Annotated in this window: 27 protein-coding genes; 11 read left to right on the top strand and 16 right to left on the bottom strand. The window is 37.1% G+C overall.

Annotation, left to right across the window (positions count from 1 at the left end):
• Positions 1–24 precede the first annotated feature (24 nt).
• The 6 genes from AC1D0Y_RS06770 to pdxR form a co-directional block, all read right to left on the bottom strand.
• Positions 25–1,329, bottom strand: coding sequence for a CitMHS family transporter (locus AC1D0Y_RS06770; protein WP_028407583.1), 1,305 nt, complete (start codon positions 1,327–1,329; stop codon positions 25–27).
• A 328-nt stretch (positions 1,330–1,657) separates the two neighbouring features.
• A complete protein-coding gene (locus tag AC1D0Y_RS06765) occupies positions 1,658–2,221 on the bottom strand; it encodes an ImmA/IrrE family metallo-endopeptidase (protein WP_043980266.1) in 564 nt (187 codons plus the stop codon).
• Between the two features lie 228 nt (positions 2,222–2,449).
• On the bottom strand, positions 2,450–2,956 hold the full coding sequence (locus AC1D0Y_RS06760) for a CBO0543 family protein (RefSeq protein ID WP_063611543.1): 507 nt from the start codon (positions 2,954–2,956) through the stop codon (positions 2,450–2,452).
• Between the two features lie 360 nt (positions 2,957–3,316).
• A complete protein-coding gene (locus AC1D0Y_RS06755) occupies positions 3,317–3,949 on the bottom strand; it encodes a fumarylacetoacetate hydrolase family protein (RefSeq protein ID WP_028407580.1) in 633 nt (210 codons plus the stop codon).
• Positions 3,950–4,242: 293 nt separating this feature from the next.
• Positions 4,243–5,178, bottom strand: a complete 936-nt coding sequence (gene mmuM, locus AC1D0Y_RS06750) for a homocysteine S-methyltransferase (RefSeq protein WP_028407579.1) — start codon at positions 5,176–5,178, stop codon at positions 4,243–4,245.
• 134 nt (positions 5,179–5,312) lie between these two features.
• On the bottom strand, positions 5,313–6,713 hold the full coding sequence (pdxR, locus tag AC1D0Y_RS06745) for a MocR-like pyridoxine biosynthesis transcription factor PdxR (protein ID WP_477707391.1): 1,401 nt from the start codon (positions 6,711–6,713) through the stop codon (positions 5,313–5,315).
• 111 nt (positions 6,714–6,824) lie between these two features.
• Here pdxR and AC1D0Y_RS06740 point away from each other — a divergent pair, with 111 nt between their 5' ends.
• Positions 6,825–7,295 carry a GNAT family N-acetyltransferase gene (locus AC1D0Y_RS06740; protein ID WP_060744876.1) on the top strand — a complete coding sequence of 157 codons (471 nt, stop codon included), beginning with the start codon at positions 6,825–6,827 and terminating at the stop codon, positions 7,293–7,295.
• A gap of 229 nt (positions 7,296–7,524) precedes the next feature.
• The gene (locus AC1D0Y_RS06735) at positions 7,525–7,725 is read left to right on the top strand and encodes a YolD-like family protein (protein ID WP_074893948.1); all 201 of its coding nucleotides are present in this window, start codon (positions 7,525–7,527) and stop codon (positions 7,723–7,725) included.
• Between the two features lie 76 nt (positions 7,726–7,801).
• Here AC1D0Y_RS06735 and ltaS read toward each other — a convergent pair whose 3' ends face one another.
• Positions 7,802–9,730, bottom strand: coding sequence for a lipoteichoic acid synthase (gene ltaS, locus AC1D0Y_RS06730; RefSeq protein ID WP_477707390.1), 1,929 nt, complete (start codon positions 9,728–9,730; stop codon positions 7,802–7,804).
• Between the two features lie 393 nt (positions 9,731–10,123).
• Here ltaS and AC1D0Y_RS06725 point away from each other — a divergent pair, with 393 nt between their 5' ends.
• The 6 genes from AC1D0Y_RS06725 (at position 10,124) to AC1D0Y_RS06700 (ending at position 13,260) form a co-directional block, all read left to right on the top strand.
• The gene (locus tag AC1D0Y_RS06725; RefSeq protein ID WP_013081871.1) at positions 10,124–10,306 is read left to right on the top strand and encodes a YolD-like family protein; all 183 of its coding nucleotides are present in this window, start codon (positions 10,124–10,126) and stop codon (positions 10,304–10,306) included.
• A 148-nt stretch (positions 10,307–10,454) separates the two neighbouring features.
• Positions 10,455–10,673, top strand: coding sequence for a helix-turn-helix transcriptional regulator (locus AC1D0Y_RS06720; RefSeq protein WP_013081870.1), 219 nt, complete (start codon positions 10,455–10,457; stop codon positions 10,671–10,673).
• Entirely contained in the window at positions 10,663–11,133 is a 471-nt protein-coding gene (locus tag AC1D0Y_RS06715; RefSeq protein WP_013081869.1) for a DUF2178 domain-containing protein, read from the top strand. Before AC1D0Y_RS06720 ends, AC1D0Y_RS06715 begins: the two co-directional genes overlap by 11 nt.
• 215 nt (positions 11,134–11,348) lie before the next feature.
• On the top strand, positions 11,349–11,771 hold the full coding sequence (locus AC1D0Y_RS06710) for a hypothetical protein (protein WP_477707389.1): 423 nt from the start codon (positions 11,349–11,351) through the stop codon (positions 11,769–11,771).
• A gap of 12 nt (positions 11,772–11,783) precedes the next feature.
• Positions 11,784–12,707 (top strand): FAD:protein FMN transferase, encoded by a 924-nt coding sequence (locus AC1D0Y_RS06705; protein ID WP_060744873.1) that lies wholly within the window; start codon positions 11,784–11,786, stop codon positions 12,705–12,707.
• Positions 12,682–13,260: a ferric reductase-like transmembrane domain-containing protein gene (locus AC1D0Y_RS06700; RefSeq protein WP_060744872.1), complete on the top strand. Its 579-nt coding sequence runs from the start codon at positions 12,682–12,684 to the stop codon at positions 13,258–13,260. The genes AC1D0Y_RS06705 and AC1D0Y_RS06700 overlap by 26 nt, the downstream gene beginning before the upstream one ends.
• Before the next feature lie 32 nt (positions 13,261–13,292).
• On the opposite strand, the gene gdh is transcribed toward AC1D0Y_RS06700, so the two are convergent.
• From gdh to AC1D0Y_RS06680, 4 genes are all read right to left on the bottom strand, one after another.
• Positions 13,293–14,078, bottom strand: a complete 786-nt coding sequence (gene gdh / locus AC1D0Y_RS06695) for a glucose 1-dehydrogenase (RefSeq protein ID WP_043980290.1) — start codon at positions 14,076–14,078, stop codon at positions 13,293–13,295.
• Positions 14,079–14,095: 17 nt separating this feature from the next.
• On the bottom strand, positions 14,096–14,956 hold the full coding sequence (locus AC1D0Y_RS06690; protein ID WP_060744870.1) for a RhaT/GlcU family sugar-proton symporter: 861 nt from the start codon (positions 14,954–14,956) through the stop codon (positions 14,096–14,098).
• Between the two features lie 219 nt (positions 14,957–15,175).
• Positions 15,176–15,862, bottom strand: a complete 687-nt coding sequence (locus AC1D0Y_RS06685; protein ID WP_028407569.1) for a response regulator — start codon at positions 15,860–15,862, stop codon at positions 15,176–15,178.
• 12 nt (positions 15,863–15,874) lie between these two features.
• Positions 15,875–17,443, bottom strand: coding sequence for an ATP-binding protein (locus AC1D0Y_RS06680; RefSeq protein WP_060744869.1), 1,569 nt, complete (start codon positions 17,441–17,443; stop codon positions 15,875–15,877).
• 108 nt (positions 17,444–17,551) lie between these two features.
• On the opposite strand from AC1D0Y_RS06680, the gene AC1D0Y_RS06675 reads away from it, so the two are divergent.
• A complete protein-coding gene (locus tag AC1D0Y_RS06675; RefSeq protein WP_028407567.1) occupies positions 17,552–18,610 on the top strand; it encodes a DctP family TRAP transporter solute-binding subunit in 1,059 nt (352 codons plus the stop codon).
• Between the two features lie 145 nt (positions 18,611–18,755).
• Complete coding sequence (locus tag AC1D0Y_RS06670; protein WP_028407566.1) at positions 18,756–20,024, top strand: dicarboxylate/amino acid:cation symporter; 1,269 nt, start codon at positions 18,756–18,758, stop codon at positions 20,022–20,024.
• A 37-nt stretch (positions 20,025–20,061) separates the two neighbouring features.
• Here the strand turns inward: AC1D0Y_RS06670 and AC1D0Y_RS06665 are convergent, their stop codons facing one another.
• Positions 20,062–20,727, bottom strand: coding sequence for a TerC family protein (locus tag AC1D0Y_RS06665; protein WP_050689286.1), 666 nt, complete (start codon positions 20,725–20,727; stop codon positions 20,062–20,064).
• 377 nt (positions 20,728–21,104) lie between these two features.
• Between AC1D0Y_RS06665 and AC1D0Y_RS06660 the strand changes: the two genes are divergently transcribed.
• Positions 21,105–21,287, top strand: coding sequence for a YolD-like family protein (locus AC1D0Y_RS06660; RefSeq protein ID WP_013081858.1), 183 nt, complete (start codon positions 21,105–21,107; stop codon positions 21,285–21,287).
• A 110-nt stretch (positions 21,288–21,397) separates the two neighbouring features.
• Here AC1D0Y_RS06660 and bioA read toward each other — a convergent pair whose 3' ends face one another.
• From bioA to AC1D0Y_RS06640, 4 genes are all read right to left on the bottom strand, one after another.
• Entirely contained in the window at positions 21,398–22,771 is a 1,374-nt protein-coding gene (bioA, locus tag AC1D0Y_RS06655) for an adenosylmethionine--8-amino-7-oxononanoate transaminase (protein ID WP_060744867.1), read from the bottom strand.
• Positions 22,752–23,474: a dethiobiotin synthase gene (gene bioD / locus AC1D0Y_RS06650; protein WP_060744866.1), complete on the bottom strand. Its 723-nt coding sequence runs from the start codon at positions 23,472–23,474 to the stop codon at positions 22,752–22,754. The genes bioA and bioD overlap by 20 nt, the downstream gene beginning before the upstream one ends.
• Positions 23,475–23,506: 32 nt before the next feature.
• Entirely contained in the window at positions 23,507–24,070 is a 564-nt protein-coding gene (locus tag AC1D0Y_RS06645) for a biotin transporter BioY (protein ID WP_060744865.1), read from the bottom strand.
• 132 nt (positions 24,071–24,202) lie between these two features.
• Positions 24,203–25,639: an amino acid permease gene (locus tag AC1D0Y_RS06640; RefSeq protein ID WP_060744864.1), complete on the bottom strand. Its 1,437-nt coding sequence runs from the start codon at positions 25,637–25,639 to the stop codon at positions 24,203–24,205.
• Positions 25,640–25,681: the final 42 nt, after the last annotated feature.

Here is a 25,681-nt window from a genome sequence, read left to right as displayed (position 1 = left end):
GATAAGTTTTTAGGTTCATGATCTTTACAGCGTAATAACTCCTGTAATAATAGCTACTAAAAGCATCACCATCGCTGTTCCAATCGTCCACTTTAAAGTAAAGCGCTGGAATTCACCAAGCTCGACTTTTGCCATACCGACCAATAGATACGTAGAAGCAACTAAAGGACTTAGTAAGTGAACAGGTTGACCAATCAATGAAGCACGGCCAATTTCTGCAGCATCAATACCGTATGCTGAAGCTGCTTGAGCAATAATTGGTAAAATTCCATAGTAGTAAGCATCATTTGACATAAAGAACGTAAATGGCATACTTGTGATGGCTGTAATCACAGACATGTAAGGCCCTAACGCATCTGGAATTAATCCTACTAAACTATTACCCATTGCATCTACCATTTTTGTACCTGATAAAATGCCTGTGAATACGCCTGCTGCGAATACAAGAGATACAACAGCAAGTACATTACCGGCATGTGCTGTGATACGCTCTTTTTGAACTTCTAAATTTGGATAGTTAATCATGATAGCGATTGCAAATCCAATCATAAACAGGATTTGAAGCGGCATAACTGCTGTGATAAGTCCTACTAATAATAGAGCTGTTAAAGCAAAGTTTACCCATAAAAGCTTCGGACGCTTGTACTCGATTCCTTCAGCAGCGGCTGCTTCTGCAAAAGCTACTTGAGCATTTGTAACGTCTTGAATATCAATAACACCTAAGCGCTGGCGCTCTTTTTTCCCGAAATAGTAAGCCGTAAATAATAACCAAACAGCTCCACCAATCATGGCTGGAATCAGTGGTGTGAACACCTGTGAAGCATCTAACTTCAATGCGCTCATCACACGAGCAGTAGGTCCGCCCCAAGGCGTTAAGTTCATAACTCCACTGCCCATAATAGCGATACAGGCTAAAATCATAGGCTTCATGTTTAGCTTTTTATAAAGCGGAAGCATCGCTGAGAGCGTAATCATATATGTTGTTGTTCCGTCTCCGTCTAATGAGATAATAAGAACTAAAATAGCTGTACCAATTGTGATTTTTAGTGGATCACCTTTTACGATTTTTAAAATTCTTCCTACAACTGGATCAAACAAACCAGCATCAATCATAATCCCAAAATATAAAATAGCAAACATTAACATAACGCCTGTAGGTGCTAATTCTTTTACACCATTTAAAGCCATTTCTCCAATATCACTTGTGAATCCCCCTATGATTGCAAACAATACTGGAATAACCATTAAAGCAATAAGCGGCGTTAATCGTTTTGTCATAATTAGAAACATAAATGTACAAACCATCAAAAACCCAAGAATAGCTAACATTATTACCCCTCCTATTTTTGAATCCGCTTTCATAACAGTGGAAGCGATTCGTTTGTATGTATGACTCGCATATGTATGCCAGTTCGTCTATACGATTACAACATCGCTTGTTCACTATTAAGTTGTACCTTAAAACTTTAAAATTTTCTGTTTTTTCTTAAAATAATCATAATTTACAGGAGGGTATAGTGTAAATAATTCGTACTATAAAAACTTTTAAAACTTTATGGGTAATTAAATCCTTTTTGTTCATTGGAAGAATAAAAGAAAGGAAGAGGAAAAAAGATAGGAAAATAAAAAACGGAGAGAGAGGAACTATTCTCGTGAATTATTCAATTTGAACTCTAAGAGAATAAGCTCCAGAATGAGGAGTTTTATTCCATTGAGTAAGAGACTCCTCTAAAAATGGAATGTTTTTCAACTTCTTTGTTTGGAACTTTTCTATTTTTGAATATTTCTCTAAAGCATACGTATTAGCAAACATTTCTTGCGTTCTATTTCCTTCTTTTAAAAGCGTTCCATTTGTCATACGATCCACATGATGGCCTAATTCATGCAGAATGATAAAAGCAAATTGATGAGGCTTTTTATTTTTTGTTGTATCGATAAAGACAATAGGACATTCCGTTACTGTATATTTAATATAGTCAATTTCAAACTGAAGTTTGCGCTTATCTTTTGGAAGGTTATCATTAAATTGGCCATAGTACACGCCTAGCACATCTTTCCCTTGCACTTTTACACTGCCTAAGCAATACACGCCTTTTAGCCCATCCCAGTCTTTTTCGTCTGTTACATTAGCAATTTCCTGCAGGGCGGCTTTTTGCTTCGCACTCATGACTCCATGAAACGTTACGCCATGAATTTGGATTTTTTCACTACGCTTAAACATCTTCTTGCCTCCTTTGCTAAATTCCTTCTACAACATATTATTTAGCAATAAGTATATTCATTCACAATACATGGTTAAAAACATGAAGTTAATGTCAAGATTCCCGTTTTGATGTTTTTTAACCCTGCTTATATGCTGCTTCGTTTATTTTCTATTTTTACTATATTACATATGTAGCCATTAATAAAATATCATTTTTTTATGATTTATCATTACTTTTTTTTATTTCTATTTTTGTTTATCGATAATCTGAAGCCTCCGTATCATTTTTAAATTTAAAACCATTGCTATATAAAGAAAAGGATAGCAAAAAAACGAGTATAGCGTCTTCCATTCGTTATAATAAAACACTTCTGTTTGGGCAGAAATGTATTCAAACAGGGTTGTAAGAATTACCCACACTGTAATATATAAAGCTTTTTTAGCCAAACTCTTGCTCTGTGGATAAAAATTTAAAAATACACTATTCGTTGCAGGATAAACAAAAATAAAAATTAAAAGATATTCAAAATCTACTCCTTTTGTGAAGAATCCATAAAGATCATATTTAACATCAAGATATATATCTGCTACCGATCCTAAAAACATGACAAACAAAGAAGTTGTATACATTTCTATCCAGCTGATACGCTTTGGCATAACTAGTACACTCAAAATAGAAATCACCGTTGTAAGAATTAAGAGCACCACGCTGAGAACCTCGTTTTCTATAGGAGATAGAAACAGCTTTCCCATTGGATATTAAATTCATTCTGAAGGCTAAAAAATTAAGACTTCGTAAAAAAAGAGATTGAAGCATAACGAAGTCAAGATAATCTAAATACGAACAAATAGGATAAATGATTTGGACTGCGTGGTACACCGCTGTTGATTTTCGTGCAAAACTTCACTTACCCTTCTGCGGGGTCTCAGCCACTCCACTTTCCTCCCGGAGTCTTCGCCTTACCCTCTAATCAACAGCTAGAAGCAAATATATACAATCTACGTTCACCATCACAATAAAAGTTCCGAACGAGTTGGATTCTCTATCAAGAATCTCAATTCAGCGTTCGGATCTTCTTTCAACTGAACTACTTTTGTTTCAGCTTCTTTTTGTTAACGAAAGGAAATGATGCAAGAACCAAGCTCTTGCTGTCCCCATTTAAGTGAAAGCTCATCATGATGAGTAAGCGGACCTACTCCCTCAGGTGTACCTGTAAAAATAAGGTCTCCTTTATCAAGACCAAAATGTTTTCCTGTAAAATCAATAATCGTTTGTAAGTCAAAAATCAAATCTTTAATATTCCCCAGCTGCACGCGTTCATTGTTTTTCACTAGCGAAAAGTTTTTCTTCTTAGATGCTTCTACTCCTTCAAATGGAATAAAGTTTCCCACAACCGCTGAATGTTTGAATCCTTTTGCAAGCAGCCAAGGGTGCTTTTTTTGTTTTAATTCGCTCTGCACGTCTCGAAGAGTCAAGTCTAATCCAATCGTCATCTCGTCAACGAGTTCATCCACTGTTATGCCTTCTTTGTAAGATTGTCCAATATGAAGAATCAGTTCAGTTTCAAAGTGCACCTCTCCTTGGTCGCTAGGAAGAGTGATTGATTGTCCAGCTGCTTCAACGAGAGCGTGAGTAGGTTTGGAAAATAAAAAAGGTGATGTTGGAATATCATTATGTAATTCTTTTGCATGCAGTGCGTAGTTTCGGCCTACACAATAAATATTTTTAATATCTTTCACTTTCATCATCCCTTCTTTCGTTCAAATAAAGATTTTTTAACTTATATTCTTTTATTTTACAAGAAAAAAAGACTGGGACATAATAAAATGAATCTACTCTAAAGACGGAAGATGGGGATAAATGAGCTGAACTGCTTGTGACACCTCTGTTGATTTCCGTGCAACAGCTAGAAGGACCTGCCCACACGAAGCCTACGTTCATCATGACCATAAAAAACACGAACGATCTATCAAAGATAGATCGTTCGTGTTTAACGTTAGCGAAACAACTTTTCTCACATTCTCTTTCTTTCAATCTGTTATTTTCTAGCCCATTTTGTAATGCCTTTGATATCATCTGGAGTTGTACGGCAGCACCCTCCGATTAACTGAGCACCTGCTTCATACCAGCTGTGAGCGCTGCAGCCATACGTTTCGCCAGCAGATGTCCCGTTCCATGTTTTAGATTCAGCATCATAATGCTCCCCTGAATTTGGATACACAATGACTGGCTTATCCGTTTGAGATTTAATTTCTTTAATAAGTGAAGAAATATATTGAGGCGGCGTACAGTTAACTCCAAGAGCCGCTACTTGCTCATAAGAATCCAGATAGCGTGCACACTCCGAGATTAATGTTCCGCTGCTAATGTGCAGGTCATCTTTTGCGCTGAACGTAATCCATGCGTACGCTCCTTCAAACTCTTGTAGCAGCCTCGCAATAGCTCTTGCTTCCATTACATTAGGAATAGTTTCACAAGCTAATACGTCCGCTCCTGCCTCAACTAATGCTTTCATACGAGGACGATGAAATTCCATTAACTCTTCTTCTGTTACGTCATACTGTCCAGTATATTCCGATCCGTTTGCTAAAAATGCTCCGTAAGGCCCTACCGAAGCGGCGACAATTGGTTTGGGACGATTAAGACGATTCTCTTCTTGGTGCCAAAATTCATCTCTTGCTTCAGCCGCAATTTTTACAGATGCTTGAATTAACTCGCGAGCCTCTGCTTCACTCAGTCCACGTTTAGCAAAACCTTCAAATGTGCTTTGATAGCTTGCTGTAATCGCACAGTCAGCTCCTGCTTCAAAGTAATCTTGATGCACTCTCTTAATCAATTCCGGCTGCTCCATCAGCACTTTTGCAGACCATAAGCTGTCGTTTAAATCACAGCCATATCTTTCAAGTTCAGTTGCCATTGCACCATCTAGTACAATCACAGGGAATGTATGTAAAATTTGTTGGATAGGATTCATTGTTTAATCTAGGGTTGTCCACTAGCAGTTAGCTTCGATTACCCTATCCTCCTTTCAGATAATTTAAAATATATGCAAAAAAGTCTAAAGGACTAGGCAACTTTTGTCAAGAAACCGAAAAAACAAGCATGGATTTATAACCAAGCTTTTTTTAACCGCCTTATTCCTTCTTCTATTTCTTCTCTCCTCAAACTTCCGAAGCCTAACAAAATATGAGGCTTTTGTTTAGGTACTTCCGTAAGCCAATAACGAGAGGTACCGTAGACGGAGACATCTTGCTTTCGAGCTGCGTTAATTAATTGCTGTTCGTTCATATCGTTGTGCACGCGTACAAGTATATGTAAACCTGCAGATTCACCTGATATCGTAATGTTTTCGTTAAACTCTTTCTGTAAAGCTGCTAAAAGAGTACTGTGTTTCAGTTGATAAGCAGTTCTCACTCTTCTTAAATGCTTATTCCACTCTCCATTTTTCATTATCAGCCCGAGCGTCTGTTGATGGAGAGTTGGAACAGCTTGCTCATATAAAGAGAAACGTTGTTCATGATATGTTTTTAGAAGAACTTCAGGTAACACAAGGTAGCTGATTCTTAAAGAAGGCATAAAAGATTTTGAAAATGTACCTGTATAAATGACGCGACCATTCGAATCCAAGCTTTGCAATGAAGGAATAGGACTTCCTTTATAACGAAACTCTCCGTCATAATCGTCCTCGATAATAAACCCATTGCAGTCATTCGCCCATTCAAGAAGCTCTATTCTTCTTGAAACAGGCATGATCATTCCATATGGAAACTGATGAGATGGTGTAACATAAACAGCTCGTGTTTGGCTATCATAAAGCTCTTGAATGTTTATGCCTTTGCTGTTAAGCGACACGGGTTTTAAGGAAAATCCATGCTGCTTAAATACAAAGCTAGCCCCGTCATAACAAGGATTCTCAAAGGCAATATCTCTGATGCTTTGCTTTAACATCTGCGCTAATAAACTAAGTGATTGCTGCGTACCTGCTCCAATAACAATTTGATGTTTTGAACAAACCACTCCTCTTGACTGATAAAGGTACGTCGCAATTTCTTCACGCAGTGATTCTTCTCCTTGACTTTCTTGGTACGTGAACAAAGCTTCTCTATAAGTTTGAAGACTTTCATTGTATCGTTTTTTCCACTCATTCAAGGGAAACAAACCGCTATCAACTTTTCCATACCGAAAATCATAGGTACACGACTTTGTTTCTGAGTGAGGGTGTAAAAATACAGTCGGCTTTCTATCTGTTTGCAGTAAATCAAACTGTGTATTCGTTACGTACAGTCCACTTTTGGGCCTGCTTTCTACATACCCTTCAGCTAAAAGCTGCTGATAGGCCATATCTACAGTATTTCGACTTACGTTTAAGTAATCAGCAAGAGACCGGATAGAAGGCAGTTTGTCATTCACTTCTACCCTGCTGGACACAATTTCTTTTTTTATATATTCATATAGCTGGTGATACAAAGGTATATCATCCTTGCGGTTTAATAAAGGTGTGAACTTCACGCTAACTCCTTTCATCTGTCCCTATTTTATTTTTCAAATCTGGCTCTTTTAGAGGAGATGCATTTCTTTTACTATAAGTGTAGATCATCTGATTAAAAAGGAGAAGATTTAATGACTACTATTACAATTCGTCAAGCTAATGCTGCTGACATGGAAGCACTTATTTCATTAATGAACGAATACATTGTTGATTTTTACAAGCGCCCTCAGCCTACCAAAAAGCAGCTGAGAAATTTGATTAATCACTTGTTTCACCATCCGGATGCTGGCGTTCAGTTTATCGCGACTCAAAATGACGAGGCAGTAGGTTTTTCAACGCTTTATTTTACATTTAGCACCACGCGTGTAAAGCCTGTAGCGATTTTAAATGACTTGTACGTTATAGAAAAAGCAAGAGGACAAAAAATTGGCGAAAAATTATTTTCTACTAGTCACCAGTATACAAAAGAACAGCAGTATGCAACTATGTCTTGGGAAACGGCTCGTGATAATACAAGAGCCCAAACGCTTTACAGAAAAATGGGCGGAAATGTAACGAACGATGAATGGATTCACTACGACATTTCAAACAATATTTTATAATATTCTTCCATCCATAAAGTTTTAACACGTTCTTAACACTCCTTTCATAAATGTGTTTTATGATGAATACGACAAATAAATCAGTTTCTGTATGTATTTGTCACATTCTCTGTTAAAGTTTTCACAAAGTGTTCAAACTTTAAGTGAAAACGCTTTCTATTTTTGTGTATAATAAAAATATGCAAATGAAAATGAATGTTACAGCTCGTTAATCATACACATTTTAAATATGGAAGGAGTTTTGAAAATGATTTTAAAAGCATTAAGAAAAAACGGGGCCGTTACAATTAACTATTATAAAAACGGTTTGCTTCAAACGTTTAAAGGAAAAGTACAGCGCCTAGATTTAACAGACCAAACGCTTTCATTAAAAGATGAACAGCAAAATACTTTCTCTATTCGCTTATCGGGAATTAAAGAAATTTATTGATGAATAGTTTACAGTAAAAAAGAACATGATGTTCATTCTGCTTTGCAGAAGTCATCATGTTCTTTTGATTTTAGCTTTATTTAGCTGGTGTTTCTGTTTCTTCTTTCCCGTACATATATTTGGAAGGGTCGACTGTTTGGAAATCCTTCAGCTTGTGGAAACGAAGTAAGTCTCCATAAAGAACCTGATCAGATAACTCCAGTTCTTTCGCTACCTTCTGTTTATAAGCTTTCATTTGATTATTTTCGTTAAGCGCTTGGCCCGTCTTAGAATCATAATACGTTCCATCCACTAATGTATACTTCGGAGATACGTAGTTGCCATTACGGAATGCCACTACATCATCATGATTTTTAGAAAATAAATCTGTACCAAATTGGATAAATTCTTTGCTGTCAATTCCTACTAAATGAAGAAGAGTTGGCACAACGTCAATTTCTCCACCGTACGTATGATTAACTCCGCCTTTCACTCCAGGAACGTGAATAAATAGAGGTACACGCTGCAGCTGAGCATTTTCATAAGGCGTAATTTCTTTTCCTATTACTTTTTCCATTGCCGCATTATGATTTTCAGAAATACCGTAGTGATCTCCATAAATCATAATCACAGAATTATCATAAAGCCCAGAAGCTTTCAGTTCTTGGAAGAAAGATTGCAATGATTCGTCTAAATAACGAGCCGTTTGGAAATAACGGTCAACTGTTGCATCGCCCGTGTTAGCCGGCTGGATGCTTGCCTCATTGTTTCCAAGTAAAAATGGAAAATGATTTGTTAACGTAATTAAATGCGCATAGAACGGCTGTGGTAAAGACTGCAGCATTGGAACAGACTCTTTAAAGAACGGTTTGTCTTTTAAGCCATAATTAATTTTATTTTCACCCGTCATATTGTAATAACTTGCATCAAAGAACTTATCCACACCGAACTGCTTGTAAATTTCGTTACGGTTCCAAAACGTCTTATAGTCTCCGTGAAGCACAGCGCTCGTATAGCCAGCTTTTTGATCTAAAATAGCTGGTGCTGCCTGATACGTATTGCTTCCTTTCAGTACAAAGGCAGAACCTTGAGGAAGGCCGTATAGAGAGTTGTCCATCATCAGCTCAGCATCTGATGTTTTTCCTTGTCCTGTTTGATGAAAGAAGTTATCAAAATACGTAAAGTCATTTCCATGGGCCAATGAATTTAAGAAAGGTGTCACTTCCTGGCCATTTAATTTGTAATCAATTAAAAAAGACTGAAATGATTCCAAATGAATTTTAATAATATTTTTCCCTTTAGCTTTTCCAAAATAAACGGAATTAGGCTCCGCATAGTGACTGTTTTTAAAATTAACGACGTTTGTTAAATCATTGCTGCTTGCAAAAGCTCGCTGTTTAGAGTTTTGAGCAGTCTGAACACCGTCATACATCGTATAATTATAGGCACCTAAATACTTTACTAGATAATTGCGGTCAAAAGTTCGAGATAGAAGCTGCGGGCGATCAATTTCTGCTAATGTTAAATTGACAGAAAAAACCATGAATCCTAAAGAAAGAATAGTTACAGCATTCTTAACCGATACTTTTTCATTATGCCAGTCAATTTTTTTACTAAAAAAGAGGAAAAAATAAATAATAAAATCAACAAAATAAAAAACATCATGTGCTTTTAATAAATCCATAATGCTTCCGCCCATACTTCCAGCATTACTTGTCTGCAACAGTGTAGGAAGCGTTACAAAATCGTTAAAAAAACGATAATAGAGAACGTTGCTGTATAACAGCAGCGTCATAATGAAACTGCCTGCAAGAATCCAAGCTCCTGCTTTCTTTCCTTTTAAAAATAAGCCGATTCCTAAAAAAATCAGCACTGAACTCACAGGGTTTATGAACAGCAGCATTTGCTGCATTACGCCGCTTACGCCTAAATTAAATTCAGTTTTATAAGCCACATACGACTTTATCCACATTAAAACAGCGGCTAATATGAAATAGTGCAGCGGCTTAGAAACGATTCGCTTCATTTTGATTTTCCTTTCTCGATTAGTTTATGAGTAGATTCACAAAGAACATATAGAAAACCTTTATCATTATACTCATAGAAAATGAAAATTAAATGAAATCCTAGCCTTCACAACTATAGATAGATTCTTTAAATTCATCTACTAGTTTACCTAATACCCATAAATAAATAAACTAAAATCACCTTTTTTATCATAAAACCCCTTATCCCCTCATATACTGTATTCTGTTGCAACACCCGTACTGCAAACTTGTGCATTTTTTCACAATTTATCTACAAACTATTCTCATCTTGCTGTATAATAATAATTCTGCCTTGAGCATTCTTCAAATTCTTATGCTTAAACCACAGCTTTCTTTTCATAACAGATGCACACATGAAAGGAGATGAATAAATGATTTTAAAAGCGTTAAAGAAAAACAAACATGTAACCGTGAATTATTACGAAAATGGCCTGCTTCAAACCTTCAAAGGAAAAATCCAAAATTTAAACCTAACCGACCAAACCCTCTCCCTAAGAGATGAAAAACAAAACATTTTTTCCATTCGTTTGTCTGGCATTAAAGAAATTTATTAACAAAAAAGGTCCTGGAGAATTCTTCCAGGATCTTTTTTGTATTTTTTATCCATTAGTTATTGAAAAATCATCCAATTTATGTTAAATTAACTTTACATAATGTTAAATCAACTTAACAAATTTATTAAAAAGTCAGCGGGTGATCATATTGACTCTTATTAATCACGTAAAAGAGCTTAGAGCTAAACATGGATATACGCAAGGAGATTTAGCTGAAAAAGTTGGAGCCACTCGCCAAACCATTGCAGCTATTGAAAAGGGAAATTACGTTCCTTCCCTACTACTTGGTTTAACAATTTGTGATGTCTTTCAATTAAAAATGGAAGATGTTTTTACACTTCAAAAGGAGGAGAAAAATGTTGAGTAATGTTATTAAATCTTATTTGTTGAATGTAGTGTCCCTGTTGTGCGTAGGTTGGTTTTTATATGATTTTTTAAGCCTAAATATTCAATTTAGTGAAGTTATGACCGACCCTGAACCTCCGTGGGAAATTACTATGTCTATAGGCTCTTTTGCTTCTTTAATTGTTCTTTTAATTGTCTCATTTTTTTACTACCGCGCCCGTAAAAAGACGAAGAACGTTTCGCCTTTATTATTTCCGTTTGAATTTGCAGAAGAAGATGAACGTGAAAAGATGATAACAGCAGAAGCTTGTAAAAAAGCCTTTGTTTTCCTCCTATTTTCTATTCCTATAGGTGCTATATTAATAGCTTTTTATCCGCTGTTACCTAATTCTTTTAGCTTCTATCCCATTGCCGTTCTTTTGCTTCTTTCTCTTGTACAGTTAACGGTTTATTACGTGTCAATTAGTAAGATTTATCGGTGATTAAAAAAGGGTTGTTCTAAAAAGAACAACCCTTTTTTAATCTAATAATTCACTGAATTCCCCCACAAAAATAATCCGACCTACATCTATTTCACTATTTTTTCATTTTCTCTGTCTATATTGAACTATAACAATTGAACGTTGTATGTTACCTTCCACTGCAGTTTTTCTTCAGTGTTCAGTTGCAAAATATGAAAGATAAAAGGAGCATATCAATGGCAGCTAATAAATGGACAAAATGGATGGTTGGTTTATCGAGCGTTGCTGCATTTACCACTTTTATAGGACTTTCTCAAAAATATGATCAAACAAATTCAACAACTACAGCACTAAATAACGATGCATCAGCTGATAATTCATCTCAAACTCAAACGGAAGATGAGACGGACCTATTTCCAGATTCAGGATCTGACTCCAATACGGACAATGGAACTAACGGGCAAGATCAATGGTCAAATGACAGTTCTAGTGAGCAAAGTGATCAGTGGTCAGACGATGATTCAAGTAATCAGCAAGATCAGTGGTCAGACGATGATTCAAGTAATCAGCAAGATCAGTGGTCTGATGATTATTCCGGAAATAGTCAGGATAATTGGGGCAATAACGATGATTTTTCTATGCAATCAAGACCTTCTTAAGGATGTGATGTAATGAGCTACTCATTTAAAGCAATGAATACCGAATTTAACGTATATCAGCTTGAAACACATGTCAGCCAAAAAGTGGAGAGCTGGTGTTATCTTGTAGAAGAAACCCTAAGCCGCTTTCTTCCAACAAGCGAACTTTCACAGCTTAATTCGCTGAACGGAAGATTATTTTTACCGTCAAAAATGTTGTATGAAGCTGTAAAAACAGCCTCTTACTATTACAATGAGACAAACGGAATTTTCAACCCATTTCTGTATCATTCTATTCAAACTCTAGGATATGACCAAAGTTTTGAACAACTGCCTAACAATCAGCTTCCTCAAGAAGTAGCAGCTTTTGATGCTGTTAACCCTCTTATGATTCATAAAGGAATGAGAAGTATTCACCTTGCTTCTAATGTCGGCCTGGATTTAGGCGGAATCGCAAAAGGTTGGAGCATTCAGCAAATGGCGAATCAATTAAAGAAAAAAGGAACTTCACTTGGGGCAATCGATGGAGGCGGTGATATTGTAACATGGGGGCCTGCTAGCAAGCACTGGTCTATTGCGCTCTCTCATCCATTTGATTTATCAAAAAATCTCATGAGTATTAAAGTAAAGAGCAACAGCGGCATTGCCACAAGCAGTGTGGGCAAGCGTTTGTGGAAAGTAAACGGACACACTCACCATCATATTATTGATGGCAGAATCAGCAAGCCTAGTTCATCAGAGCTTCTGCAAGCAACGGTTGTTTCAGAAGACTTGACCGTTTCTGAAGTCTATGCAAAATGCATGCTTATTCTCGGATGGGACGCCGGATTAAGATTAGCTAAAATGCATCACCCTTCTTTAGAGGTCATTGCGGTTACAAAAGAAGGCGAAGTGTTAATCGAAAAAAATGTGAAAGGTCAGGTATACCATTATGGCTACTCTCCTCGCGCAATTTAGTGCCTACTTTCCCGTTTGGAATACCATTCGGGCAGCCGGCTTAACTTCTTATTTACTCATGTTTGTATCGGTTGCCGCTGGCATTTCTCACAGCTTTTCATTTTTTAAACCAAAACGAAAAAAACAGCTTTTGCTGGTTCATCAATCATCAGGGTGGTTCGGGTTATTATTTGGTATGATTCACGGACTTGTTTTATCATTTGATCAATCTATTCATTTTTCACTTTCTGACATTTTAATTCCGTTCACTTCCGATTACAAACCAATTAGCACAGGTCTTGGTACTATTTCACTCTACATTTTATTCGTACTGATCATCACATCCGATTTTATAAAACAGCTGGGGAGAAAAACATGGAAAGCTATTCATTTTCTTGCTTTTCCAGGCTATTTGCTTGCACTGTATCACGGCATTACTTCTGGAACAGATACACAGCAGCCGCTTGTTCTTGGGATGTACAGCATCACTGGCTGCACCGTTTTGATTTTGCTTTTTTTACGAATTCAACACCAGTCAGCTCCTAAGAACCAAAAAAAAGCTCAGGAAAACTAAAAAACGCACTCTATCATAGAGTGCGTTTTTTCTCATCCGCGTCCTGCTTGGAATGATGGGTACTGTGTCATACCGCCGTCAGCAAAGAGCGTAATCCCTGTTACATAACTTGCCTCTGAAGAAGCTAACCATGCAGCAACCGCTGCAATTTCTTCCGGCTCTCCGATGTATCCCATTGGAATCATGCTTTCTACATCTGCACGCTGCTCAGGATCAGCAAATTTTTCAGCGTTAATCGGTGTATTAATCGCTCCCGGTCCAATGTTATTTACACGAATACCTTTTGGAGCGTATTCTAATGCAAGTGTTTCAGTCATGAGCTTCATTCCGCCTTTACTTGCTGCGTAATGAACAAATAACGGCCAAGGAATTTTCTCGTGAACACTCGACATGTTAATAACTGTTCCCTTAATATCATTTTCCACAAAATATTTAATCGCTTCACGGCTGCCTAAAAATGCTCCCGTTAAGTTCGTATCAATGACTTTATTCCAATCGCTTAAAGACATTTCATGAGATGAAACCGGATTTTCCATTCCTGCGTTATTAATCATAACATCTAACTTTCCAAATTCTTTAATAGCAGATTGAACTAGATTGATCACGTCAGACTCAACTGTTACGTCACCTTTAACGGCAATTGCCTCTCCGCCGACTTTTTTAATTTCTTCTAAAACGCTGTTAGCTTCTTCTTCTTTCGAACGATAATTCACAACTACCTTGGCTTTTTCTGTCGCAAAACGAATCGCCATTGATTTTCCCAAACCGGTAGATGAACCTGTTATGACAACTACTTTTCCTTCTAAATCTTTATACATTGTTAATACCCTCCTAGTTAGCTTTTGGCGAGCCCTAACATGACTCCTGCTATGATGATCAGTATAATTCCAATAATAATCCCAACTAGCTGACGCTTCGTTTTCTTCTCACCTAAAATAATGATCCCGCCTAATGTTGAAATGACGATTCCCATTTGGGAAAGCGAAAAGCTTGTCGCTACGCCTACTTTAGGTTGTGAGATGAATAAAAACATATTACCAGCGGCCCAAATAAGACCTGGGATAATGTTGCGAATTGCATATTTATTAAATGGCTTATGCTTAAACGTCAGCAATACTCCTCCAATAACCATACCAATCGCTTGAGGTAATAAAGCCGACCATCCGTCTACATTAAATAGACGGGCTACTACAACATAAACTAAATAACCAACGGTTGAAATTAATAAAATAAGAATTCCTTTTTTGAAGTTTCCTTTTCCTTCTTCAGCCTCTTTCTCTTCTTTGCTTTGAAGTGATGCTAAAACAATCCCTACAATAATAAAGATAAGAGCGAGCACACCAAGAATGATTGAAGTTTTTGTAGACCACTCGTGAAACACAATTACTCCAAATAATGAAGTGGAAACTAATTGAAGCCCAGTTGAAATAGGCATCGTTTTAGAAACTCCAATTAAATCAATACTTTTCAGCTGATTACTTTGTCCAACTGCCCAAAATAGCCCCGATACAACTCCAACGCCAAAGATTAAAGGTGTAAGCGTAGGGTGTACAAAAATATAAATACCTATGGAGAAAATCAAAGCTCCCAATGTAGTTCCAAGCGTTTGACTATAAGGTCCTCCGCCTAGTTTCACATTGAAAAGCACAATGCTTCCCCAAAATATGGCTGGTAAGACGGCTAAAAATATGTCCATGTTTCAAAACCTTCCTGTGCTAAAATTAAATGTCAAAGTGCATATTCCCCAATTTTTCCGCCATTAATCCTTTTTCAGGGACATTTTATGAATTAATGACCGCACGAAATATTCTTTGGATAGCGAAAACTGTATACCTTAATTTGTTCTAGGAGAGAAAAAGATATACTTTCTAACGCAAAAAAACAGCTTTTCCAAATAAAAGCTGTTCTGTATCATTTAATTTATTTTTAACATATAGCGATTAATAGGTCTCCCCACTCTGCCGTATTCAACTGATAATTTCAGCTCGTTTTCCTGTTCTAAAAACTCTAAATATCTTCTTGCCGTCACACGCGCAATTCCTACGCCGTCCGCTACTTCTTCAGCGGAAATTGGATGATTTTGTTCGGAAAGATATTGTTGTATCCTCCTTAGCGTAACCGCATTTAGCCCTTTTGGAAGCAAATCGGCTTTTTCTTCGAATTGCTGAAACAGCATAGAATCTAATTCAGACTGAGTAATATGTTCTTTTTGACTTATTTTAACTTGAAACGAACGATACTGCTCAAGCGCTTGCTTCATTCGTTCAAACTTGAACGGTTTCATAATATAATCCACCGCCCCGTATTGAAGAACTTTCCGTACGGTTTCAATATCACTTGCAGCCGTAACTGCTATCACGTCTGTTTTATAGCCATTTGCTCGAATTTGCTGTAAGGTAGTTAAGCCATCTTGACTAGGCATGTACATATCAATAATCGTTAAATCAGGCTGATGCTGTTTAATGAGCTGCATACCCTCTAAACCATTCGAAGCTGCAGCGATAACGATGAACCCTTCAACTTGTTCAATAAATTGGCGATTCACTTCTTGTACCATAGGATCGTCTTCTATGAGAAGCACCGTCCATTCTTTTTTATTCATTTCCCACTCCCCCTATAAAAAGAATGTAATGATGAAAGTCGTTCCAACATCTACTTCTGACTCTACTTCGATCTGACCGTTTCCTTTTTCAACAATTTGTTTCACTAAATGCAAACCAATTCCTCTATTTTCCTTTGCCTTGGTTGAAAAACCTTCATCAAAGATTCTCTCTACTTGATCCTCATTCATGCCACACCCGTTATCTTCAACTAATATAGAAAGAATCCCGTCATTTTGTTCCATACTTATATAGATCTTCCGTTCACGACGCTCCAAATGTTGATATGAATCAAAAGCGTTCTCAATTAAGTTACCAATAATAATCACAAAATCATGATGATCTAGGTAAGGAGGAAATGAGTGAAGCTCACTGTGGCGATCGATAGCTAACTCAATTCCAAGTTCTTTGGCACGGCTGACTTTGCTCAACAGCAATCCCGATATACTTTCATCTTTAATATGCTTATGAAGAAACTGGGTGAGCTCTTCTTGCTGTTCAGACACTTGAAAAACATACTGAAGAGCCTTGTCTTTATTTCCAAGTTGGATAAGCCCTGCAATCGTATGAAGTTTATTCATGTATTCATGGTTTTGAACTCTAAGAGCGCTTACAAATGATTTAACTCCTGTTAACTCTTCAGCTAATTTTTTAACTTCCGTTCGGTCTTGAAAAATAGCGACCGCACCGACTGTGTGATTATTAACCTTAATCGGCACACGATTGCTTAAAATATTCAAATTCCGAACTTGAAGCTCTCGATTATAAACAGGCTGATTAAGCTGCAGAATTTCTGGAAGTCTTGTATCTGGAATCACATCATAGATCTTTTTTCCAATTACCTCATCGGGTACATCCATCATAATTTTCGCTTTATGATTAAAAATAGTGATGTTCTCCTCTTTATCAATGGCAATGACTCCTTCATGCATGGCATTAAAGGTCTCCGTTCGTTCTACGAACAAACGAGCAATTTCATGAGGTTCAAGCTCAAACATCTCTTTTTTGATACGAGATGCAAGCGCCCACGCTCCCCATCCTCCAAAAAAAAGAGCAAGACCTGAGATAAGAAAAATTTCTTTTTTTAAACTTAAAATGACCTCTGTAAATTTCGGAAGAAGATAGCCTGAGACGACTACGCCTACTTGTTCATGCTGATCGTTCACAACGGGCACAAAAGAGCGAATGACCATTCCGCCTTCTCCTTTTGCTTTATCGGTATAGGTATGTTCTGCAAACGCCTGTCCCTCATCATCTCCTTTAGAGATTTTTCCAATCATGCTTTGCAAAGGGTGAGACAAACGTTCATGATTCATATTCATAACCACTACATAATAAGCACCGTGAATAATGCGAATCGGCTCTACAATTTGATTAATGTTCTTGCTATCTTTTTCAATTTTTTCTCGAATTTCAGGCATTTCAGCAACTGTTCTCGAAGTGATTAAAGCCCTTTGCTCTAAATCGTTTTCTTTTGACTGTACAAAATTATTAATCACCACGATACTTGCTAAAAACAACGAAAAGACCACGATAAAAAAGATTAACCCCGTCATTTTCGTTTGCATGGATAAGCGCGTCATAGCGGAACACCTACTGCTGATTGAAGTTTATTTTAATTTTACCACGTTGAGAAATTGCGTGTTAGAATATTTGTAGAGAAAAATTATTGAATCGCGGGGTTGGACATTTTGAAGATGTTTATAGGGGCAAGTATCATTGTCAGCGTTTTCTTGATGATCTATGTTTTTTTGCAGTATACGGTTATAAATCAAGATAATGTGTATCATGACGATGAGCAAAAAGGATTAAATAAGCAAATTGTGATTAATTTTAGCCACGTTGTAGCCGAAAACACTCCAAAAGGCTTAGCCGCTCAAAAATTTGCTGAAATCGTTAATCAAAAATCGGATGGCAAAGTTAAAATTGAAGTATATTCAAACGGTGTATTGTATTCAGACGACGAAGAACTTGCCGCCCTTCGCCGAAATGATGTACAAATGATTGCACCTTCCATTTCAAAGCTAAGCGACCTCTCCCCTACGTGGCAACTTTTTGATCTTCCCTTCATTTTCGATGATTACAGCGAGGCAAAACAAGTGTTTACCGGTAAAATCGGACAGGATTTGTTGAGTACGCTGCAAGAGAAAAACATTAAAGGGCTTGCGTTATGGAGCAACGGCTTTAAACAAATGACTAGCAATACGAAACCTTTGCTCCATCCAGCAGATTTTCAAGGTCAAACGTTTCGCATTATGCCAAGTGAAGTAATCAAAAAACAATTCGAACTTCTTGGCGCCAAGCCTCAGGCTGTCTCGTTTAATAAAGTATATCAATCCCTCGAACGACAGGAATTTGATGGACAGGAAAATACCATTTCTAATATTTATTCAAAACGTTTGTACGAGCTGCAAAAATATATGACCATCAGCAACCATGGATACTTGGGCTATGCTGTTTTAATGGATGAAAAGTATTGGGACAACCTCCCTGAAGATGTAAAACAACTATTAAGTGATGCAATGGTAGAAACAACTAACTGGATTTGGACTCAATCAAAAATGATGAACGATGAACAGCTGCAGCAAATAAAAAATAAATCTGGCATGCGCGTTTATTACTTAAATGATTTACAAAAAGCCGAATGGAAAAAACAGTTTAACTCTCTTTATCAATCGTTTGAAAACAATGCAACAAAACAAACGCTTGATATCATTCAGCAAATAAAAAATATCGAAAGCAAAAAGTGATGACTATATGTTCATCACTTTTTTTGACCAAAATGACCAAAAAGAACATTATCACCAGAAATATAAATAGTTAAAATTATCAGTTAATATAAGGATAAGAATAATGTAAGCGTTAACAAAAATATTCTCGAAAGGAGCATTACGTATGAAATTAAGTTTTAAAAATCTAACTGTTCAAGTTGTTATCGGTATCCTTCTTGGTATTGCAATTGGCTTCATGTTTCCTGAATTTGGAGCTAAATTAAAAGTATTGGCTGATATCTTCATTAAACTAATTAAGATGGTGATTGCCCCAATTATTTTCTTAACAGTGGTCATCGGTATCGGAAGCATGGGAGACTTAAAGAAAGTGGGACGAATTGGAGGTAAAGCTCTTTTATACTTTGAGATTGTCACTACTTTTGCCTTAGCAATTGGAATTATCGTTGTAAACTTTATTAAACCTGGGGCTGGCTTTAATATCAATGGCGCAAACGGAGCTGATGTTACTCAATATACGCAGCAAGCAGCTGAAGCAGAGCATGGCTTTATGGAGTTTATCATGGGAATTATTCCAGACAGCGTATTTGGCGCAATGGCAAATGGTGAATTATTGCCAATCTTATTCTTTGCCGTACTATTTGGAATGGCTACAGCTACACTCGGCGAAAAAGCGGCTCCTGTCATTACATTCTTTGAACGCTGTACAGATATTTTCTTTGGCATTGTTAATATGATTATGAAACTTTCACCTATTGCGGCGTTTGGAGCGATGGCTTATACGATCGGTAACTTTGGAATAGGCTCTCTTCAAAAACTCGGTTTCTTAATGGGATCTGTTTACATTACTATGTTCTTATTTATTGTATTTGTACTTGGAACCATTGCTAAGATTTATGGATTTAATATTTTTAAATTCATTGCTTTTATTAAAGAAGAAATTCTACTTGTATTAGGTACGTCTTCTTCGGAATCTGCACTGCCAAAAATGATGGACAAAATGGAGAAGTACGGATGTTCAAAATCGGTGGTAGGACTTGTCATTCCGACTGGTTACTCATTTAACCTAGATGGAACAGCCATCTACTTATCCATGGCTGCTATCTTTATCGCTCAAGCGTATGGAGTCGACCTGTCGTTAATGCAAGAGATTACGCTGCTTGGTATTTTAATGTTAACGTCTAAAGGAGCTGCCGGAGTTACTGGCTCTGGATTTATTACACTAGCCGCTACGCTTGCTGCATTCCCAATGATTCCAGTTGAAGGAATCGCGCTGTTAATCGGGGTAGACCGCTTCATGTCGGAAGCTCGTGCTATTACGAACTTAATTGGAAATGGTGTAGCAACTGTAGTTGTATCGAAAATGGAAAATGAATTTCATCCTCCTGTAGAAACAGTACAAGATGTTAATTCCGCACCTCCATTAGCTAAATAATAAAAAAAGACCCCCTCACAGGGGTCTTTTTTTATTATTAATGCGTTTCTTTTTTAGAACGTCCGCTAAGTTTCCCAACAACAACAACTAAAATAGCTAACAAAATAGGAACAATCGTATGCAAATACGGATTTAATCCTTCTAATACATGTCCCACCGCTTTGTCTTTAAAGATCATTTCACCAGCAGTATAGCCAAGAAGCGCTGCTCCGGCAATGATGATAATCGGGAATTTTTCCATAATTTTCATTAAAAGCTGACTTCCCCAAATGATTAACGGAATGCTGATAACAAGACCAAGGATAATGAGTAGAATATTGCCGTTAGCCGCACCCGCAACCGCTACTACGTTATCTAAACTCATAACAAGATCCGCTATAATAATTGTTTTAATAGCACCTGCTAGAGTTGAATTCGCTTTAATATCTCCGTCATCTTCACCTTTTAAAAGACTAATCGCAATCCATAGAAGAAGCAGGCCTCCGATGAAATTTAAAAATGGGATTGTTAATAAATATACAGCGACAAACGTTAGCCCTACACGTAATACAACCGCTCCTAATGTACCGAAAACAACCGCTTTGTTTCGATGCTGGTCCGGAAGATTCCGACAAGCTAAAGCAATCACGACTGCGTTATCGCCACTCAGTACAATGTTAATCAGTAAAATTTCTAAAAGATTTAAAATAAAACTCTGATCCATAAAAAAACTCCTTGATTGATTTTTATTAGTCTATTTCTCTATCTCTTATTTCATTACTAGAAATAGAGAACTAAAACTCTATCAATATAACCCGTTCTTACCCTTTAATGAAGAGAAGTAGTTATTTCACTAACAGTATTTTATCACTAAAAAGAAATTTGAAATAGGTATTTGTAAAGGAAAAGTCAGTTCATTACAATAAATCAAACCTTACCCTTTATCTTTCATCTGTTTTTCACCATCACCCTCTACTATTAGTAGCAGGAGAGCATTTATAAAAAACAGAGTAATTTTTATAAATAATACAAGCCTCCAATTGCTTCTTCATTATTTTGTAGTTTTTCGGCAGCTACGATATAAGAAGGGAGAAAATAGGTATGATTTTAAAAGCATTAAAAACAAATAAATTATTAACTATTAACTATCAAAACAACGGTTTTGTTCAAACGGTAAAAGGTTATATTCAAAACTTAAACTTACTCGAACAAACGCTTCTATTAAAAGATGAAAATCAGCATGTACGATCACTTCGCCTATCAAGCATTAAAAATATTTATTGATAAAAAAAAGGAGAAATTCACGTTCCCATAACCATAAAAAGATCCGAACGATGAATCGTTCGGATCTTTTTTAAACTAAATAAAAAACTTTTGTCCTATCCTCTTTTTATTTAACTCACTGTATGACGTGCAATTACTTCTTTAATTGATTCATATACAATTTCAACCATTGTTTTTAATTCTTCGTCTGTCATTGAAAGAATAGGCATCATCGTAATCACAGGACCTAGCTCTCTAATAATTAAACCTTTTTGACGAGCCGCTAAAATGATGTCTCCCATCACTTTTTTATCTTCAAAAATAGACTTTGTTTGGCGGTCTTTCACAACTTCGATTCCTGCCATTAATCCTCTTTGTCTAATGTCTCCCACGTTGGGCAGTTCATAAAGCTTTAATAGATAACGTTTAAAAACTTTTTCCTTTTCTTTTATACTACGGATTAACTCCCTTTCTTCTATCAGTTCAATATTTCTAAGCGCTACTGTACAGGCTAATTGATTTCCGGTATACGTATGTCCATGAAAGAACGTTTTATTTTCATCTGGATGAGCTAAAAAAGCATTAAATATCTGTTCGCTTGTTAACGTAGCCGCAAGCGGCATATACCCTCCTGTTATCCCTTTTCCTACACACATAATATCCGGTACAACATCTTCTTGTTCACATGCAAACAGCGTTCCGGTTCGTCCAAATCCAACGGCTACTTCATCACAAATCAGCAATACCCCGTACGCTTTGCACAGACGCTCTACTTGTTTTAAAAAACCTGGAGGATGTGTAATAATACCCGCGGCTCCTTGAACAAGCGGTTCAATAATCAAACCGGCTACTTCTTCTCCTTTGTTCTGCAAGAGCTTCTCTAGCTGTTGAATACAGTAAGCTGAAGCTTGCTCTTCCGTTTCTACCCCGTCCATACGGTAAGTATAAGGAGAAGGTGCGGGAATTCGTTCAAACAGCAAAGGCTTAAAGATGCGATGAAATAAATCCATGCCTCCCACACTGACTGCCCCAATTGTATCTCCATGATATGCCTCATTCAATGAGATAAATTTATTTTTGTTTTTGTACTTTACAGAGTCGAGATTTTGCCAATATTGATAGGCAATTTTCAACGCAATTTCGACAGCGGCGGAGCCTGTATCAGAGTAGAAGACTTTCGATAAGCTGCCAGGGGTAATTTCCGCTAGCTTTTTGGCTAACAAAATAGATGGAACGTTTGCGGATCCAAGCAGCGTAGAATGCGCTAATTTTTCCACTTGTATATGTAAAGCTGTATTTAATTCCGGATCATTATGTCCATGCACGTTCACCCATAGAGAAGCGTATCCATCTAAATATTTGTTTCCCTCTACATCATATAAATAGCTTCCTTCTCCTCTTTCAATAATAAGAGGGTTGGATTGACGGTAAGCTTTCATTTGCGTAAAGGGATGCCATACATATTCTTTATCCCATTTCTCCAGCTCAGCTTTTTGATACGGCACAGTCAAACACCTCCTGAATATGTTGAATAACACTTTTTTGCCTCATCATTTTCTCAATATATGCATCTAACTCTTCATCGATATGTGTGAATACTGGAACGGTCATTAAAGATGATATTTGAAGCAGCTTTTCAATCGTTCGAATATTATCGTTATGAATGATACTGCTGTGATTAAAACGATTAAAAATGAGTCCGTTGATTTTAAGGTGATGCTCACTTGCATATGAAAAGGTAGAAAGCGCATCGTGAATAGCTCCTAACCCTGTTGTTCCAACAGCAATAACCCGCATCTGTGCATCTATGATCAAATCTTTTGTCATATAGAACGTTGTTTCCTTCTCAATTAAAGGTACGGCAAGACCTCCCGCTCCTTCTACGAGCACTACATCAAATTTCTTTTTTAATTCATTAATGCGTTTTAAGACGATTGAAGGCTCTACTTGCTTGCTGCTCAGTGCAATAGCCAAATGAGGAGACGTCTCCGGCTTTAACTGATAAATACCCGTATCTGCTACTCCGAGCCTTGTTTCAAACCAGTGAATATCCGGATAACCTCCAATTTTGTCTTGGTAGCCGGTTTGAAATGGTTTGCAAATTGTCGTTTTTATTCCTAGACGACCAAGTACTTTATACAAAATACTTGTAACCAGGGTTTTTCCAATATCTGTTCCAGTTCCCGTAATAAAATACGCTTTGCCCATTTTCTTTTCTCTCCTTTTTTTCTATGTCTTAGTTACCCCGCTTTAACCCGCTTTGATGACAAACGACTAAATCGAGGCTGCATTCGGTGAATCAGCACTGAACATAAAATACACAACAAAAGATCTCCAGGCATTGGCAGAACAGCTCCAAAAAGAAGTGTATCGCTCAGTGAAAGAGGCTTTTCAATTATCCATTTCATTGCTCCGTAAAGCCAAAAGCAGCCGACTGCGTACACAATAGCTAACGTAGATAAATTAGCTGAAAAGATAGAAAAAGGTTTCTTTAAGTCATATTTTTGAATAAGGTAGCCGTTCATAAATGCACCCATAGCATAGCCAATTAAATAGCCAAACGTTGGTTTGAAAATATACCCTAAACCTCCTCCTTCTGCAAAAACCGGAACACCGATTAACCCAATACCTATGTAGCATAGCTGACTATACAAACCTAAACGCGGACCTAACAGCGCACCGGCTAAATAAACAGGAACAATTTGAAGAGTAAACGGTATGTAGGGAATAGGAATTTTTATAAATGCACCAATCGCCGTTAAAGCTGCAAATAAGGAAACATACGCCATTGTTTTCGGTTTCATATTCACCCTCCTTTCTCTTTTCGCTGCTTTAAGTTTGCAATAATTCCTTTTTATTTGTCAACTTAATTTTATTTTAAGTTGACAAATAAACAATAAAAAAAGACGCAAAAGCCTGGGCTTTTGCGTCTTTTTTTATAAAATTACGTTTTTGTCGTCTTTAAGCTGCACTTCTTGACGGCTGATAGATAAATCAACTTTCTTTTTTACACGTGCGTGATAATAAGCATAAAACAGCAGCGCTAGTGGAATACCGACATACAGTGCCATTCGCTGTTCTGCATCAAATGCCATGCTTCCCAATACAATTGTATTTAATACTAATGCGATTAAAGGTAATACCGGGTAAAGAGGGACTTTAAATTTTAAATCCTCGATTTGCCCTCCTTGATTTATATATCTTTTTCTAAATGCAAGCAGTGATGCAGCAATCGTAATCCAGCCGATTTGTGCACCTAAACCCGCTGCAGAAATGAGCCATACAAATACTGTTTCTTGAGCAAAGAATCCTGAAAGTAAAGATAAAAGCGCAATGCCTAATGTTAAAAGCAGAGCATTCATCGGCACACCGCGTTTATTTACTTTCATGAAAGCCGAACTTGCCATGTTATCTTTTGACAATGAATACAGCATACGCGTTGCTGCATAAAGACCTGAGTTAGCTACAGATAACAGTGCCGTTAGGATAACAAAGTTCATAATATCTGCTGCATATGGAATACCAATTTGGTCAAATACAACAACAAATGGACTCTCAACTACGCCTGCTTTTTCAAGCGGAATCATACCCGCTAAGACAGCTACAGCTAGTACAAAAAATACAAGCGTTCTCCATACCGTTTGTTTAATTGCTCTTGGTACAGTCTTGTCTGGGTTTTCACTTTCCCCAGCCGCTACACCAATAAGCTCCGTGCCTTGGAATGAAAAGTTAACTGTAATCATGGTAATCAACACGGCACTAATTCCGTGAGGAAACACACCGTGAGCCGTATAGTTAGAGAAAAGCGGTGCGCTGTCTCCATTACTTAATGGAAGAAAACCAAACATAGCAGCTCCACCAAGCACGATAAATAAAATAATAGCTAACACTTTAATGCTGGCAAACCAAAACTCCGCTTCACCAAACGCTTTAGCTGACAGTGCATTTAATGAGAATAATAAAAGGGCAAATATAGCACACCAGATCCATACAGGAGAATCAGGAAACCATCTTTGCATAAGCTGACCTGCTGACAAAAATTCTAATGCAACCGTTACAGCCCACCCCAACCAATATAACCATCCAAAAGCGAAACCAACACCAGGGCCAATAAATTTTGTTGTATATGTCTGAAACGAACCGGAAACTGGCATTGCTACTGCAAGTTCCCCTAAGCAAAGCATTGTTAAATACATAATGAAGCCACCTACGATAAACGAAAGGATAGCTCCAATCGCTCCTGCTTGGCTAATCGTGTATCCTGTTCCTAAAAAGAAACCTGTACCGATAACCCCGCCGAGCGAAATCATAAACAAATGTCTGCTTTTCATCGTCTTTTTTAATTCATTTGTTTGCTGTTGTCCTTCTATCATATTAACGACATTTCCTTTCAACCTATTTATTACGAGATATTA

Source organism: Priestia sp. P1_B12_1 (assembly GCF_056406695.1).
This window is presented reverse-complemented; position numbering and strand designations above follow the sequence as displayed.